This is a genomic window from Rhizobium sp. AG855, assembly GCF_003610655.1.
Lineage (GTDB): Bacteria > Pseudomonadota > Alphaproteobacteria > Rhizobiales > Rhizobiaceae > Allorhizobium > Allorhizobium wuzhouense.
Map to the genome: position 1 here is coordinate 2,515,735 of NZ_RAQG01000003.1, position 13,571 is coordinate 2,529,305.

Here is a 13,571-nt window from a genome sequence, read left to right on the forward strand (position 1 = left end):
CTAGCCCCCCGACAACAAAACCATCATCCATCGAGTTATCAGATTTTGTCGTTCAACCTGACCGAATCTTAAACTCCCCGGCCTCATTATCCTTGCAGCTCTGGGCCCCTGGCGGGCCCCAGACCATGGGTTTGAGGGATTTGGCGTGCGCTACAGAGAGACGGACGAGGTGTTCAAGACGCTCGTGTCGGAGCTGCACTCGACGCTGACCCCGACGACGATCATGGGGATCACGATCCTTGCTGTTGGGCTGTTCGCCCACCAGAGCCTTGGCAATACGCCGCTGTTGATCGCCACCATCGGCGGGGCCATCGCCTCCCTTGGCAAGATCGCGGTTTCCCTGGCTCATCGACGCGCGGATGCCAGGAAACGCTCGACGGTTGCGGATGCGGCCTACTGGGAAAAGGTGCAGGGTTTTTTCATCTTTCTCATTGCGGCCTGCGTGGGGATGATCGCCACCATCGCCTTTTCCTACCCGGACCTCGCGGTCCACATGCTGGCCGCCGTGCTGACCTTCGGATACTGCGCCGGGGTGACGGTGAGGATTTCCGTAAGGCCGATGATCGCGGCGACCGCGATCCTGCTTGCCGCTTTGCCCACCTCCGTGGCGATCATCGTATTCGGCGATACGGCCCACTGGATCATGGGTCTGCTGGCGGTGATCTTTTTGGTCGCCGCGATGCAGAGCATGCTGCATGTCTATCGGACGAGCATACGGCAAATCCGTCTGTTTCTGGAGATGGAGCATCAGGCACGCCACGATCCGCTGACCGGGCTTTGCAACCGCACAGCGCTCAGCGAGGCCTATATGAACCTCGACGCTGCTGACGATGTGCTCACCTGCGTGCATTGCTTCGATCTTGATGGTTTCAAGCATATCAACGACCGCTTCGGTCACGCGGTCGGCGATGCCTTGCTGGTAGAGATCGCCGGGCGGCTTCGTGAGACCCTGGTTCCGCCTGACATCGCCGCCCGGATCGGCGGCGACGAGTTCGTCATTTTGCAACCCGATGTTCGGGATCCAGGCCATGCAAACGCCCTGGCGCATAGGGTCGCCAAGAGTCTCTGCACCCCATACCAGATTGCCGGTGAAGAGATCACCATCGGCATCAGCCTCGGCTATACCATGGCGCTTTCCGGCTCTGCTGATCTGGAACAGATGATGGCAACAGCCGACACGGCCTCTTACCGCGCCAAGCGAAACGGCGGCGGAGTTGACTGTGAAATACCGCCGACGCTGGACCTTGGGAAGTTCTCTGTCGGCGTGTGATGGTCGCGGGTGAAGCGCCCGCTGGCCGCGCGTGCCCTTCGCCTCACGCCAGCTTCAAGACAATCTTGCCGATATGTTCCGAGCTTTCCATCAGCCGGTGCGCCTCGACCACCTGGTCGAAGGGCATGACCGCGTGGATGACCGGGGCAACCTCACCTTTTTCGATGATCGGCCAGACCTCCGCCATCAACTCGTCGCGGATGGCGCGTTTTTCTTCCTGACTGCGCGGGCGCATGGTGGAGCCGGTCACGGTGAGGCGCTTGACCATGATCGGGGCAAGGTTCGCCTTTTCGACCGTCGCGCCGCCGAGGAAGGCGATGATCGAGAGGCAGCCGTCCTTGGCGAGCGCCTGCAGATTGCGATCGAAATAGGCAGCGCCGATCATGTCGAGGATGACGTCGACGCCCCGCCCCTGCGTCTCTTCCTTGACGATCTCGACGAAATCCTCGGCCTTGTAGTTGATCGCCCGCGCCGCGCCCAGATCCATGCAGGCCGCGCATTTTTCGGCCGAGCCTGCGGTGGTGTAAACCGTGGCGCCAAAGGCTCGTGCCAGCTGGATGGCGGTGGTGCCGATACCCGACGAGCCTCCATGGATGAGTACGGTCTCGCCTTCGGTCAGGCCCGCCATCTGGAAGAGATTGGCCCAGACGGTGAAGAAGGTTTCGGGAAGGGCGGCGGCCTTCACGGCGTCATACCCCTTGGGGAAGGTCAGCGCCTGGGTGGCGGGCACCGTGCAGTATTCGGCATAACCGCCGCCATTGGCGAGCGCACAGACGCGGTCGCCGAGACCGAAACCCGTCACGCCCGCCCCGAGTGCGACCACCTCGCCTGCGACCTCAAGGCCAAGCACCGGGCTTGCATCCTTCGGCGGCGGATAGGCGCCCTGACGCTGCGCGACATCCGGCCGGTTGACGCCTGCGGCCTCGACCCGAACCAGGATTTCGCCGGCGCGTGGCTGGGGAAGAGCGCCGGTCGCGAGCACCATCACCTCCGGCGCGCCATGGGCGGGAAGATCGACATAGCGCATGGTTGACGGAAGAGACTGGTTCGCTGGATTGGACATCGCGTGATCGGACATGGGCGCGCTCCTGAAGACATCTGGGATGATCGGCGGTTGGTTGGGCATAGAGCCTCTGAATTGCGATGAAAAGGAGGCCCTTTGACGCCCGCGACAAATGGTGCCGACCGGCCGTCAGATCGCGCGCCGCGTCAGGTCGGCTTCCATGAAGGTGGCGATCGGGGTCGGCTCGTAGCGGCCGAAGGGGCCGCGATTGCGGAAGCCTGCGCTTTCGTAAAGCCGTCTTGCCTCGACATTGCGGATGCCGACTTCGAGCAGCACGGACCGGAAACCGCGCGCCCGGGCGGACTGGAGAATGGCCGTCACGAGGTGGCGGCCGACACCCTGCCCCGCATGGTCAGGATCGACGATCATGCGCTTGAGTTCACCCGTGCCATCGCCGAGATCAAGAAGCGCGGCGCAGCCGAGCGCCTGGCCGTGATCCTCACGGGCGACGAAGAGGGCAATGTCGGGCCGCGAGAGCGTGGCGGGGGTGAGCGGCTGGCGGAATGCGCCTGGATAAAGGCGCGCGGCGATGGCATCGGACTGCCGCAGCAGGGTCGCGACGGCGGGCTGGTCGGGCGGTTCGATGGTGACGGTGATCTGCATGGATGGCCTTTGGCGGCGAACTCTTCTCCGCGTGTGCTCAAGCGCTGGACAGAGCGGAGCGATCATCATAGCGCGCGCGTTTCAGCGACGACAATCAGGCGGGGGCATTTCGCGACACCGAAAACAACCCATGGATGCCGTCCTTGCGATTTTCACCTTTTTCTGGTCATGCGGGGCGAGTTGCAGTAGCTTCCAGCCTGGCCGGACAGGAGATCATACCTGGGCCGTGTCCCGCTAGTCGCATGCAGCGTTGAGGGGCGCCAAAGCATGGCTACAAAATATCCGACCCGGATCAAGGCAGCACCTAAGGTCGGCAATATCTATTGGTGTAACTTTCACCCCGAAGGGGTCATCCATATCCCGGAATTCTGGAAGAAGAGGCCTGTCATCGTGGTGAGCCGGAACGCCACGCTGAACGGCAAAGTGACGGTTCTGCCGATGACGACGGACGAGGACAATGCCACCAACATCAACGCGATAGAGCTGAGCGCCGAGGTGCAAGGCAAGATCGACAGCAAGCGCAGCTGGGTCATTTGCGACCACCTGATGACGATCGCTACCAGTCGCCTCGACAACGTGTCGACCACACCTCCAAGAGTGAAGGGTGACGAGTTGACGGCTATCCTGCAGAAGGCCCACTCCATCATTGCCGGCTGGATGCCTGCTGCCACTGTCCAGGTGACAGAGGTAGCAACCACCACCACGGTCGAAACGCCATCCGGGATCGTTACCGAGACAGTGGACACGATCACGGTTACGATGGGGGAGAAGCCCGCGAGGTAAGGCGGGAGGCACCACTTTGCTTGACTGAACACCGAGCGACCAGTATAAAGACCAAACATGCGGGGCCGAGAGGTCGCCGTCTCTCCGCAAGGAGACTCATAAGCCAAGCCACCCTAACGGGTGGCTTTGGTCGTTTCGGCGGGTGGTTCTTTGGATCACTGCGCGTAACCTATAAGATCAGCAATCCTGGCGGTGATCTGTGAAGATGCATCGGTCTGGCCGGCCCGACCCTTCTCACCCCTCCCCGAACATCCCGATCACCAGGCCTTCCGTGCTTTCCTTCGCCTGCTTCTTCAGCTCGGCGATGGCGGCGCTGATGCGGTTGACGTCGTCGATGACGAGGCCCTGGGGGAGTTCGATGACGCCGATCGAGCAGCGCATCAGGGGGAAGTCGCGCTCGACGCCCTGGCGGTCCAGGCCCTTGATCCGGCCGGCCTGGCGATCGACTTCGGAATAAAGGTCGACGACGTCGTCGTGGAAGTCCGAGAGCAGGCGGTCGAGGATCTCGTTCAGTTCGGCGCGGGTCCAGTCCGTGACGCCGATGAAGAAATCGTCGCCGCCGACATGGCCGAGGAAATCGCCTTCCGAGAAGAAATAGCGGCGCAGAAGGGCGGCGAAGAGCGAGATGGCGTGGTCGCCGTGGTGGAAGCCGTAGTGGTCGTTGAACGGCTTGAAGTGGTCGAAGTCGCAGTAGCAGAAGAAGCGGGCCGCATCGCCGTCGCGGGCGACGTCCTGGATGAAATCGCCGATGGCGCGGTTGCCGGGAAGGCCCGTCAGCGGGTTCTGGTCCTGGGCGGTCTTCAGCTGCTTTTCGTTGATGATGCGGATCAGCGAGGCGGCCGAGACAATACCGGCATACCGCATGTTTTCCGTCAGGATGACGCAGTCCGAGCCTTCCATATTGGCAAAGATCGTCATCAGTCGCTCAGCATCGGCATCCAGCCCGACGATCGGGGCCCGGTCGACGAATTGCGAGATGGAGCGCTCGTAGAGCTTGTTCTTGAGCAGATCGCGGCCGAAGGGCTGATAGATGTATTCCTTCAGGTGACGTTCGTTGATGATGCCGCGCGGCTCGCCATTGGCATTCAAGACGGGGAAGAAGGTCTGGCCGGGATTGCGGCGGAAGAGATCGAAGACATGTTCGATGTTTTCGTGTTCGTAGACCGTCGGCAGGGTTTCGATCTGGCGGCGGATGAGGATCTCGTCGAGCGACTGGGTGGAGCGGCGGATCTTGCCGACGTCCTGCAGATGCGGAAAGGCGCTTTTCAGCTCCGTTGTCAGCGTGGTCGGGCGGGCGATGAACCAGCCCTGGACGAGATCGACGCCGAATTCCCGGCAGGCGATGAATTCGCCCTCGGTCTCGATGCCCTCGGCGATCACCCTGACGCCCAGCACATGGCAGAAATTGACGATGTTCTTGACCAGGTGGCGCTTGCGCGGATTGCTGTCGATGCCGGCGATGAAATGGCGATCGATCTTGACGTAATCGACGGGGAAATCGCAGAGCAGCTTCATCTCGCCATGACCGACGCCGAAATCGTCGATGGCGAGCTTGAAGCCGGAGCGGCGCAGGCGCTCGACGAGGCCGGCAAACTGCGGAACGATGGTGTTGTCGAAACGCTCCGACAGTTCGAAACAGACGGAGGACGGCGGGATCTGCGCCTTGCGCAGCTGATCGAGCAGCGTATCGACGAGGGCATTGCCGTCGGGGATCAGGCGGACGTCGAGATTGAGGAAGAGGGTTGCGCCGGCCCGATCCGGCAGCGTCGCGAATTTGGCGAGCGCCCGGCTTGCCACCATCTGTTCGAGCGGCAGGAGATGGCCGGTTTCGGCGGCCTGGTCGAGCAGATCCAGAGGGGTCGAAAAACCCAACCGGTCATGGCCACGCAGCAGGCTCTCGTAACCGAAAGCGGCGCCGGTCCCGACTTCGACGATGGGCTGGAGGGCATTTTCGACGACGAGCTTGGCCAGCGTCAGCAGTTGATCACTCGCGAAACGGCGCACAACAGCGCCTTCCTCGACTGCCCCCAATGCCATAATCTTCTCCAATATACCTTTGTTTTTTATGGGTCAGATCGTGCTGGGCAATTGTCAAGAAAGCCTTTCCCGGATGTGACAGTTGGATGAAAGTTTCGATGCGGCGCGCGGGGCTGCTAGAGGTCCCGGATGATGCGCGGTGCCCCGTCTGCACGGGAAAGATCAAGTTCCAGAAGGGTTTTCGTGCCTTCGATCCAGGCGCCGACGGTGAAGCCGCCATAGGCCAGCGTGTCCAGAGAGGCGGTGCCATCCATCGGGTTTACCGTTAACTCCGGACTGGGGAACGTGGGGTGCAGGAAGAAACGGACCTTCTGCGTGAGGACCTTGTCGGTGCCTTGCACGGTGAGCTTGACGTTGACGAGCCTTGCCTCCTCCGCCCCGATGAACTCGGCGGCCAGCCTGAAGCCGTCCTTCTCCGCCAGACCACCAAAGCGGCCCTTGTTGGGATCGTCCCACACCTTGACCGGCCCCAGTTCGGGCATCGGAAGCGGGGCCGCGCGCAGGCTCTTCTTGGTGGATCCTTCCGGCGGGGCGATCCGGCTCAGCGTGTCCTTGACACGCTCCAGCTCTTCCCGGAGTGCGGCGACATCGGCGGTCGCCTTCATCGTCGCGTCGGCGACCAGCTTGGTCTCGCCAAACTCGACTTCCACGCCATAGAACTTGCCCTTCAGCAAGGGACCGACACGCGCCAGAAGCAGCGCGACGAAGGCGGCGCCGAGATATTTCAGATAGACGTCGACAAGCTTGCCGTCGCCGCTGCCCTCCCAGCCCAGAAGGCGCGACCCGACATCCAGCGCGAGGAGCAGGATCGGGATCAGCGCCAGCGCGACCATGCCGCGGCGCCAGATTGTCTCCATCCCGGCCTCGACCGGACCGGTCTGCTGTCGGCCTTGCGCCCCCGGCTGCCTGCTCATCGCACCCTCCCCTTTGCCCCATCGCAGAATGCCAGAAATCGGGCGCTGAGAAACCCATGAAAAGGGCAGGAATTTTTATTGATTGATCAGTCAATCAAAATTATCCTGCTGCCAAGCAAGGAGAGCAGAATGCCGAAAATCGGAATGGAGCCCGTCCGGCGCAAGGCGCTGGTCGATGCCGCCCTGAAGGCGATCGGCCATCATGGGTCGCTGACCGTCACCATGTCGGAGATCGCGCGCGAGGCGGGTGTCTCGGCGGCGCTGGCGCATCACTATTTCGGCTCCAAGGAGCAGCTGCTGATCGAGACGATCCGCTCGCTTTTGCGGCAGCTGAGGGCCGATGCGGTGATTGCGCTCCGCCAGGCCGAGACGCCGCGGGCGCGGATTTCGGCAGTCATCCGCGTCTCGTTCCAGGCCGACCAGTTCGCCCCTGATGTCGTTGCCGCCTGGCTCGCCTTCTATTCGGAGGCGCAGCGTTCGGAAGAGGTGCGCCGGCTGCTCGTCGTCTATGCGCGGCGGCTGCATTCCAACCTGCTCTCCGGATTGAAGCCGCTCTGCGGGGCTTTCGACGCGGGCCGGATCGCCGATGGCGCAGCGGCGATGATTGACGGGCTCTATATCCGGCAATCTCTGAAAGCCGCTCCGCTGTCGATCGAGGCGTCCGTGGCGCTGGTCGAGGATTACGTGGCGGGGCAGTTACGTTCTGTGCCTGCCGAACAGATAGCCCCTCACCCTACCCTCTCCCCGCAAGCGGGGAGAGGGAGAGACGACCGTTAGCGCCGGCGTCTCCTTCTCCCCGCCTGCGGGGAGAAGGTGCCCGAAGGGCGGATGAGGGGCCCTTGATAGTTAGATGCAAATACGAACACCCGTCTGGAGACAGGACATGAAAGCCCAACCGCAAGCCTCGCATTTCATCGATGGCGCGTATGTCGAGGATACCGACGGCACCGTCATCGAGAGCATCTATCCGGCAACCGGCGAGGTGATCGCAAGGCTGCATGCGGCAACGCCTGCGATCATCGAAATGGCGATCGCCTCTGCCAAGCGGGCGCAGAGGGAATGGGCCTCGTGGAGCCCGGCCGCGCGTGGCCGCGTGTTGAAGAAGGCGGCCGAGATCATGCGGACGCGCAACCGCGAGCTTTCGGAACTCGAGACGCTCGACACTGGCAAGCCGATCCAGGAAACGATCGTGGCCGATCCGACCTCGGGTGCCGACAGTTTCGAATTCTTCGGTGGCATCATTGCGACTGCGATGAACGGTAGCCAGATCCCGCTCGGCGGCGACTGGGCCTATACCAAGCGGGTGCCGCTCGGCGTCGTTGTGGGCATCGGCGCCTGGAATTATCCGCAGCAGATCGCCTGCTGGAAGGGTGCACCGGCGCTCGCCGCCGGCAATGCCATGGTGTTCAAGCCCTCGGAAGTGACACCGCTCGGTGCGCTCAAGATCGCCGAGATCCTGATCGAAGCCGGGGCGCCGAAGGGCGTCTACAATGTCATCCAGGGGGGCCGGGAGACCGGGCCGCTGCTGGTGTCCCATCCTGACGTCGCCAAGGTGTCGCTGACCGGCTCCGTGCCGACGGGGCGCAAGGTGGCGGGCGCGGCTGCCGGCCAACTCAAGCATGTGACGATGGAACTCGGCGGCAAGTCGCCGATCGTCGTCTTCGACGATGCCGATATCGACAGCGCGATCTCGGGCGCGATGCTCGGCAATTTCTATTCGACCGGCCAGGTCTGCTCCAACGGCACGCGTGTCTTCGTGCACAAGGCGATCAAGGAGGTGTTTCTGTCGCGGCTCAAGGCCCGCACGGAGGCGATCCTGATCGGCGATCCGCAGGATGAGGCGACGCAAATGGGCCCGATGGTCTCGCTCGCGCAGCGTGAGAAGGTCTTGTCCTACATCGACAAGGGCAAGGCGGAGGGCGCGACGCTCGTGACCGGCGGCGGTATTCCGAACAGCGTGACCGGCGAAGGCTTCTACATCCAGCCGACCGTCTTTGCCGATGTCACCGACGACATGACCATCGCCCGCGAAGAGATTTTTGGGCCTGTGATGTGCGTGCTCGATTTCGACGAAGAGGCCGAGGTAATCGCGCGGGCAAACGCCACGGAGTTCGGCCTGTCGGCGGGTGTATTCACGACCGATTTTTCGCGTGCGCACCGGGTGGTGGATCAACTGGAGGCCGGCACGCTCTGGATCAACACCTATAATCTCTGCCCGGTGGAGATCCCCTTCGGCGGGTCGAAACAGTCGGGCTTTGGCCGCGAAAACTCGGCCGCGGCCTTGGAGCATTATTCCGAGCTGAAGACGGTTTATGTCGGCATGGGCAAGTGCGAGGCGCCGTATTGAGATGAGCGGGGCCGTCGCGCAAGTTCGCCCCCCTCTGCCCTGCCGGGCATCTCCCCCACAGGGGGGGAGAGTGGATCGTGGCTGGGCGCCCGGTCGACGGCAAGTGTTGAGTGCTCTGTCGTTGGAAAAATCGGGGGGCAAAGCGGTAGCGGCCACTCTCCCCCCTTGTGGGGGAGATGTCGGCGCAGCCGACAGAGGGGGGTGCTGCAGCTTCGACGTTTGGCAGTCACACCACGATATCGTCCAGATCGACCTTCAAGGCGACTGCAATCCGCTTCAGCACATCGACGGAGCCGGTCTTCTTGCCGCTTTCGATCTCGGAGAGATAGGGCTGGGAGATGCCGGCGGCGGCCGCGAGGTCGGAGACGGACAGTTTGCGGTAAGTGCGGTAGGTGCGGATGCGGCTGTCGGTTTCCCAGAGCTCGTAAACGAGCTCGGCCGGCCAGGTTTCCTCGCCGGCCCGGATGCGCGCCATGATCTTCTCAGCCGCAATGCTATCGATCAGGTCTTCGTATTCGTCCTCGGGAACGAGAACATAGGTCTCGCCGTCGATGACGGTCTTGCGCAGTTCGCCCATGGTTCACTCCTTGTAGCTTCCGCCCCGCGGCCCGACCTCGACAACGAGGACCAGCATCGTCTGCTCGTCGATGATGACCCGGTCATCGCCAACACGAATTCTCAGAAGCTGGCTTCCGGTGTTCTTCACATCAACACGCTCGCCGCGCGCGAAGGCATCGACCTTCGACCGGATCGCATCCCGTCGCTTGGGCTGCATTCCGTCAAGAACTTTGGTCGCAGCTTTGGTGTACTCCACCCTCTTCATGTCAAGAATATAGCAAATAGCTATAACCCTTCAACCACTCGGATCTGAGACCATGCAAAACGCAGATTTCGTCATTATCGGTTCCGGCTCCGCGGGCGCGGCCATGGCTTATCGCCTGTCGGAAGACGGGAAAAACACCGTCATCGTGCTCGAATTCGGCGGGTCGGACATCGGGCCGTTCGTGCAGATGCCGGCGGCGCTTGCCTATCCGATGAACATGGAGCGCTACAACTGGGGCTATATGACCGAGCCCGAGCCGCATCTCAACAATCGCCGGATGATTGCGCCGCGCGGCAAGGTGATGGGCGGGTCGTCCTCGATCAACGGCATGGTTTATGTGCGCGGCCATGCGGAAGACTTCAATCGCTGGGAAGAACTGGGCGCGACCGGCTGGGGCTATGCGGATGTGCTGCCCTATTTCAAGCGGCAGGAGACATCGCATGGTGGCGAAGAGGGCTGGCGGGGGACGGACGGGCCGCTGCATGTGCGTCGCGGCGAGGTGAAAAACCCGCTGTATCGTGCCTTCATCGAGGCGGGACGGCAGGCCGGGTTTCCGGTGACGGAAGACTATAACGGCCGGCAGCAGGAGGGCTTCGGCCTGATGGAGCAGACCAGCTGGCAGGGACGGCGCTGGTCGACGGCGAATGCTTATCTGAAGCCCGCCCTGAAGCGGCCGAATGTCTCGCTGATCCGCTGTTATGCCCGCAAGGTCGTGATGGAGGGCACCCGTGCCGTTGGCGTGGAGGTCGAGATCGGTGGCAAGATCGAGATCGTCAGGGCGAACCGCGAGGTGATCGTTGCGGCATCGGCTTTCAACTCGCCGAAGATCCTGATGCTCTCAGGCATCGGCCCGGCGGCGCATCTGCAAGAGATGGGTATTCCCGTCGTGGCGAACCGCCCGGGCGTGGGCCAGAACCTGCAGGATCACCTGGAATACTACCACCAGTTCAAGTCGAAGCTGCCGATCACGCTGCATTCGAAGAACAACTGGTTCTGGATGGGCGTGGTTGGCGCGCAGTGGCTGTTCTTCAAGAAAGGGCTTGGAACCTCCAACCAGTTCGAGGCGGCGGCCTTCATCCGCTCGGCGGCCGGGGTCAAATGGCCTGATATCCAGTATCACTTCCTGCCGATCGCCATCTCCTATGACGGCAAGTCGGCGGTGGGTGGCCATGGCTTCCAGGCGCATGTCGGTTACAACATGTCGAAGTCGCGCGGCTCGGTGACGCTGCGCTCGCCCGATGTGAAGGATACGCCGGTGCTGCGTTTCAACTATATGAGCGATCCGGAAGACTGGGTAAAATTCCGCCATGCGGTGCGCGTCACCCGCGAGATCTTTGCCCAGAAGGCCTTCGATCCCTATCGCGAGATCGAAGTCGCACCGGGGCCGAATGTGCAGTCGGACGAGGAGATAGACGCCTATCTGCGGGAGCACCTGGAAGGCGCCTATCACCCCTGCGGAACCTGCAAGATGGGCCGAGCGGATGATCCGATGGCGGTGGTCGATCCGACCACCAAGGTGATCGGCGTCGAGGGGTTGCGCGTGGCAGATTCATCCATCTTCCCGCATGTGACCTATGGCAACCTGAACGGCCCCTCGATCATGACGGGCGAGAAGGCGGCGGATCATATCCTCGGCAAGCAGCCCTTGCCGCGCAGCAATCAGGAGCCGTGGATCAACCCGCGCTGGGAGACGAGTGATCGGTAAGGCTCAGCGGTAGTCGTCTTCGCGCTGGTGGCGGATGGCGAGGATGTTGACGTCGCCAGCTGGGGAGACCTGATACAGAGCGAGGTATCCGGCCCGGCCGAAGGGGATCACGAGTTCCCGGAACAGCTGGCCGTCTTGTTCGATCTTGCGGCCGGTATTGGGGTACTGGGCGAGCCCCATGACGCATTCAACGATCGCATCCAGCGCCCGCTCGGCTGTGGCCGCGTCCCGGTCCAGCAGAAAATCGTAAAGCCTGTTCAGATCCGTCCGCGCCTTTGCGTTGTAGCGGATCTTTCGGCTCATCGGCTCAACTCGGCCTTCCTCTTTTCGAGCCTGGCTCTGAGTTCAGCATGAACCTCTTCGGCGCTGTACCAGACGCCGGTGCGTTCTGCTTCCTCCAGTGCCGCCAACCCTCTCGCGACAAAGGCCGCCTGTTCCCGCCGATACTCCACCTCGGCTCTCGCCGAGCGGTCGATCAGATCGGCCACGGTCTCGCCTTCGCGCAGGACGCTTTCGGCGGCCGCGTGAAATTCTTCGTCATCAAGGACAGCGGGTTTCGCGGTTTCGGTCATGGGCGTCGGCTCCTGCGCGTGGTGCCAATCATAGCGCAAAAATCGGGAGCTGATAAGGCTGAGCTCAGTGGGGCCGGATCCGCGCCAGGATCTCGTCGGCCACCAGCTCGTAATTCTCGTCGAAGTGATGGCCGCCCGGGCGGGCGATCAGCTGGAGGCCGTCCTTCACGCGAGATGCGAGAGGCGGACAGCCGCTGCCCTGCTCTTCGAGGCCGTAGGCGCACTGGATCTTTGCGGCCTCCACCTCAGCCAGATGCTCGACCGGGTCGCCCTGTTTGCCGGTGCCGGCAGCACCCAGCCAGCCGGCGACGGCGATCTCGAAATCGGCCTGACGGGACAAAGCCAGCAGCGAAAGCAGTGTGACGGCCTCCTTGTCGGCTGCCGGCAGCAAACCGTAGACTTTGGGCAGCACATTGGCGCCGAAGGAATAACCGATCAGCACGACCCTGGAGACGCCAAGATGCTGGCGATAGTGGGCCATGATGGACGAGAGGTCCCGGGCGGTTTCCTTTGGGCTCTTCTCGCTCCAGAAATAGCGCAGCGCATCCATGCCGATCACGGGCACGCCCTTGTCGTTGAGACGTGCGGAAATGCGCTGATCGATCTCGCGCCAGCCGCCATCGCCGGAATAAAAGATGGCGACCGTGTCGTGGGCGGGCGTGACGATGTCTTCGACGAGCGGCAGATCGAGTGCCGCATCCTCCGGCGTCAGCCGGTCGGCAAGGGCGGCGGCCTCGAGCGCCAGGGCGCGGGCGGGGCCGCCGGCATGCGCGGTGATGACGATTTCCGGATGGATCGATTTCAGGCTCTGCGCATGGGCGCGGCCGGAGGGATCGGCGGCGGCGGACAGGATGATGCGCACGGGATTGGGCAGCGCGCCGGGGCCGAGTTCATAGGCATAACCTCTGGCCGTCTGGTGGTAGGATGCCGATGTGCAGAGGCGCTTCGGCAGGGAGACCGCTTCGGCCGGATCGATCGCCAGCGTTTCACCGATCGTCTCGGCAAAACTGGCATTGGGGGTCTGGGCGGCAATCGCCAGCGCCAGCGTCGCGCCCTCCCCAAAGCCCATGACGCGCGGCGGGCGATAAAAGGTGGCGTCATGGCGGCGGTGAAGTTCACGGGCCAATCGCTCGATATCAGCCGGCAGGAAGAGACAGTCCCGATCGGTCTCGCGCGACAGGGCAGCCCGCCAGGTGCGCAGGTCGACACCGACCCCGATCGCGCCACCGACGGCTGCGGCATCAAGGGCGGCCTGCTCCATCACGTCCCATCCGTCGGCATCGGAGATCACGAAAATCACGCCGTTCATCTGATCGTCGTCCGGGATCAGGATATTGTCCTGCGGCAGGCTGACGACGCGGTCCGGTGCAGCAACGGACGGCTTCGGCTGAATGGCGATGGATGCGAGGATCACGGCACAGGCCAGCAGCATGCGTGACGCAGCGGCCATCCGG

General features: G+C 62.8%; 14 protein-coding genes. 5 read left to right on the forward strand and 9 right to left on the reverse strand.

Annotation, left to right across the window (positions count from 1 at the left end; genetic code table 11):
* The first annotated feature begins 286 nt into the window (after positions 1-286).
* Positions 287-1,270, forward strand: coding sequence for a GGDEF domain-containing protein (locus tag DFO46_RS12480; RefSeq protein ID WP_183041887.1), 984 nt, complete (start codon positions 287-289; stop codon positions 1,268-1,270).
* Positions 1,271-1,313: 43 nt separating this feature from the next.
* On the opposite strand, the gene DFO46_RS12485 is transcribed toward DFO46_RS12480, so the two are convergent.
* On the reverse strand, positions 1,314-2,348 hold the full coding sequence (locus DFO46_RS12485; protein WP_245422566.1) for an NAD(P)H-quinone oxidoreductase: 1,035 nt from the start codon (positions 2,346-2,348) through the stop codon (positions 1,314-1,316).
* A gap of 114 nt (positions 2,349-2,462) precedes the next feature.
* Entirely contained in the window at positions 2,463-2,936 is a 474-nt protein-coding gene (locus DFO46_RS12490; RefSeq protein ID WP_183041888.1) for a GNAT family N-acetyltransferase, read from the reverse strand.
* A gap of 267 nt (positions 2,937-3,203) precedes the next feature.
* Here DFO46_RS12490 and DFO46_RS12495 point away from each other — a divergent pair, with 267 nt between their 5' ends.
* Complete coding sequence (locus tag DFO46_RS12495; RefSeq protein ID WP_120277514.1) at positions 3,204-3,719, forward strand: type II toxin-antitoxin system PemK/MazF family toxin; 516 nt, start codon at positions 3,204-3,206, stop codon at positions 3,717-3,719.
* A gap of 234 nt (positions 3,720-3,953) precedes the next feature.
* On the opposite strand, the gene DFO46_RS12500 is transcribed toward DFO46_RS12495, so the two are convergent.
* Together DFO46_RS12500 and DFO46_RS12505 are read right to left on the reverse strand one after the other, a co-directional pair.
* Complete coding sequence (locus DFO46_RS12500) at positions 3,954-5,756, reverse strand: GGDEF domain-containing protein (protein ID WP_110789501.1); 1,803 nt, start codon at positions 5,754-5,756, stop codon at positions 3,954-3,956.
* Positions 5,757-5,872: 116 nt separating this feature from the next.
* A complete protein-coding gene (locus tag DFO46_RS12505; RefSeq protein ID WP_120277515.1) occupies positions 5,873-6,670 on the reverse strand; it encodes a pYEATS domain-containing protein in 798 nt (265 codons plus the stop codon).
* Positions 6,671-6,799: 129 nt separating this feature from the next.
* On the opposite strand from DFO46_RS12505, the gene betI reads away from it, so the two are divergent.
* Together betI and betB are read left to right on the forward strand one after the other, a co-directional pair.
* On the forward strand, positions 6,800-7,447 hold the full coding sequence (betI, locus tag DFO46_RS12510) for a transcriptional regulator BetI (protein WP_120277516.1): 648 nt from the start codon (positions 6,800-6,802) through the stop codon (positions 7,445-7,447).
* A gap of 106 nt (positions 7,448-7,553) precedes the next feature.
* The gene (betB, locus tag DFO46_RS12515) at positions 7,554-9,017 is read left to right on the forward strand and encodes a betaine-aldehyde dehydrogenase (RefSeq protein ID WP_120277517.1); all 1,464 of its coding nucleotides are present in this window, start codon (positions 7,554-7,556) and stop codon (positions 9,015-9,017) included.
* Between the two features lie 226 nt (positions 9,018-9,243).
* On the opposite strand, the gene DFO46_RS12525 is transcribed toward betB, so the two are convergent.
* On the reverse strand, positions 9,244-9,594 hold the full coding sequence (locus DFO46_RS12525) for a helix-turn-helix transcriptional regulator (protein ID WP_120277518.1): 351 nt from the start codon (positions 9,592-9,594) through the stop codon (positions 9,244-9,246).
* A gap of 3 nt (positions 9,595-9,597) precedes the next feature.
* On the reverse strand, positions 9,598-9,792 hold the full coding sequence (locus DFO46_RS12530; protein ID WP_245422567.1) for a cytotoxic translational repressor of toxin-antitoxin stability system: 195 nt from the start codon (positions 9,790-9,792) through the stop codon (positions 9,598-9,600).
* A 100-nt stretch (positions 9,793-9,892) separates the two neighbouring features.
* Between DFO46_RS12530 and betA the strand changes: the two genes are divergently transcribed.
* A complete protein-coding gene (betA, locus tag DFO46_RS12535) occupies positions 9,893-11,545 on the forward strand; it encodes a choline dehydrogenase (protein ID WP_120277520.1) in 1,653 nt (550 codons plus the stop codon).
* A 3-nt stretch (positions 11,546-11,548) separates the two neighbouring features.
* Here betA and DFO46_RS12540 read toward each other — a convergent pair whose 3' ends face one another.
* From DFO46_RS12540 to DFO46_RS12550, 3 genes are all read right to left on the reverse strand, one after another.
* Positions 11,549-11,848, reverse strand: coding sequence for a type II toxin-antitoxin system RelE/ParE family toxin (locus tag DFO46_RS12540; RefSeq protein WP_120277521.1), 300 nt, complete (start codon positions 11,846-11,848; stop codon positions 11,549-11,551).
* Positions 11,845-12,117: a prevent-host-death protein gene (locus tag DFO46_RS12545; protein WP_120277522.1), complete on the reverse strand. Its 273-nt coding sequence runs from the start codon at positions 12,115-12,117 to the stop codon at positions 11,845-11,847. Before DFO46_RS12545 ends, DFO46_RS12540 begins: the two co-directional genes overlap by 4 nt.
* A gap of 64 nt (positions 12,118-12,181) precedes the next feature.
* Positions 12,182-13,567, reverse strand: coding sequence for an AcvB/VirJ family lysyl-phosphatidylglycerol hydrolase (locus tag DFO46_RS12550; protein WP_120277523.1), 1,386 nt, complete (start codon positions 13,565-13,567; stop codon positions 12,182-12,184).
* Positions 13,568-13,571 lie beyond the last annotated feature (4 nt).

Excerpts from the sequence above, each read along its gene's own strand:
- DFO46_RS12485 (WP_245422566.1), bottom strand. The coding sequence starts at position 2,348 with ATGTCCGATCACGCGATGTCCAATCCAGCGAACCAGTCTCTTCCGTCA.
- DFO46_RS12490 (WP_183041888.1), bottom strand. The coding sequence starts at position 2,936 with ATGCAGATCACCGTCACCATCGAACCGCCCGACCAGCCCGCCGTCGCG.
- DFO46_RS12495 (WP_120277514.1), top strand. The coding sequence starts at position 3,204 with ATGGCTACAAAATATCCGACCCGGATCAAGGCAGCACCTAAGGTCGGC.
- DFO46_RS12500 (WP_110789501.1), bottom strand. The coding sequence starts at position 5,756 with ATGGCATTGGGGGCAGTCGAGGAAGGCGCTGTTGTGCGCCGTTTCGCG.
- DFO46_RS12505 (WP_120277515.1), bottom strand. The coding sequence starts at position 6,670 with ATGAGCAGGCAGCCGGGGGCGCAAGGCCGACAGCAGACCGGTCCGGTC.
- betI (WP_120277516.1), top strand. The coding sequence starts at position 6,800 with ATGCCGAAAATCGGAATGGAGCCCGTCCGGCGCAAGGCGCTGGTCGAT.
- betB (WP_120277517.1), top strand. The coding sequence starts at position 7,554 with ATGAAAGCCCAACCGCAAGCCTCGCATTTCATCGATGGCGCGTATGTC.
- DFO46_RS12525 (WP_120277518.1), bottom strand. The coding sequence starts at position 9,594 with ATGGGCGAACTGCGCAAGACCGTCATCGACGGCGAGACCTATGTTCTC.
- DFO46_RS12530 (WP_245422567.1), bottom strand. The coding sequence starts at position 9,792 with ATGCAGCCCAAGCGACGGGATGCGATCCGGTCGAAGGTCGATGCCTTC.
- betA (WP_120277520.1), top strand. The coding sequence starts at position 9,893 with ATGCAAAACGCAGATTTCGTCATTATCGGTTCCGGCTCCGCGGGCGCG.
- DFO46_RS12540 (WP_120277521.1), bottom strand. The coding sequence starts at position 11,848 with ATGAGCCGAAAGATCCGCTACAACGCAAAGGCGCGGACGGATCTGAAC.
- DFO46_RS12545 (WP_120277522.1), bottom strand. The coding sequence starts at position 12,117 with ATGACCGAAACCGCGAAACCCGCTGTCCTTGATGACGAAGAATTTCAC.
- DFO46_RS12550 (WP_120277523.1), bottom strand. The coding sequence starts at position 13,567 with ATGGCCGCTGCGTCACGCATGCTGCTGGCCTGTGCCGTGATCCTCGCA.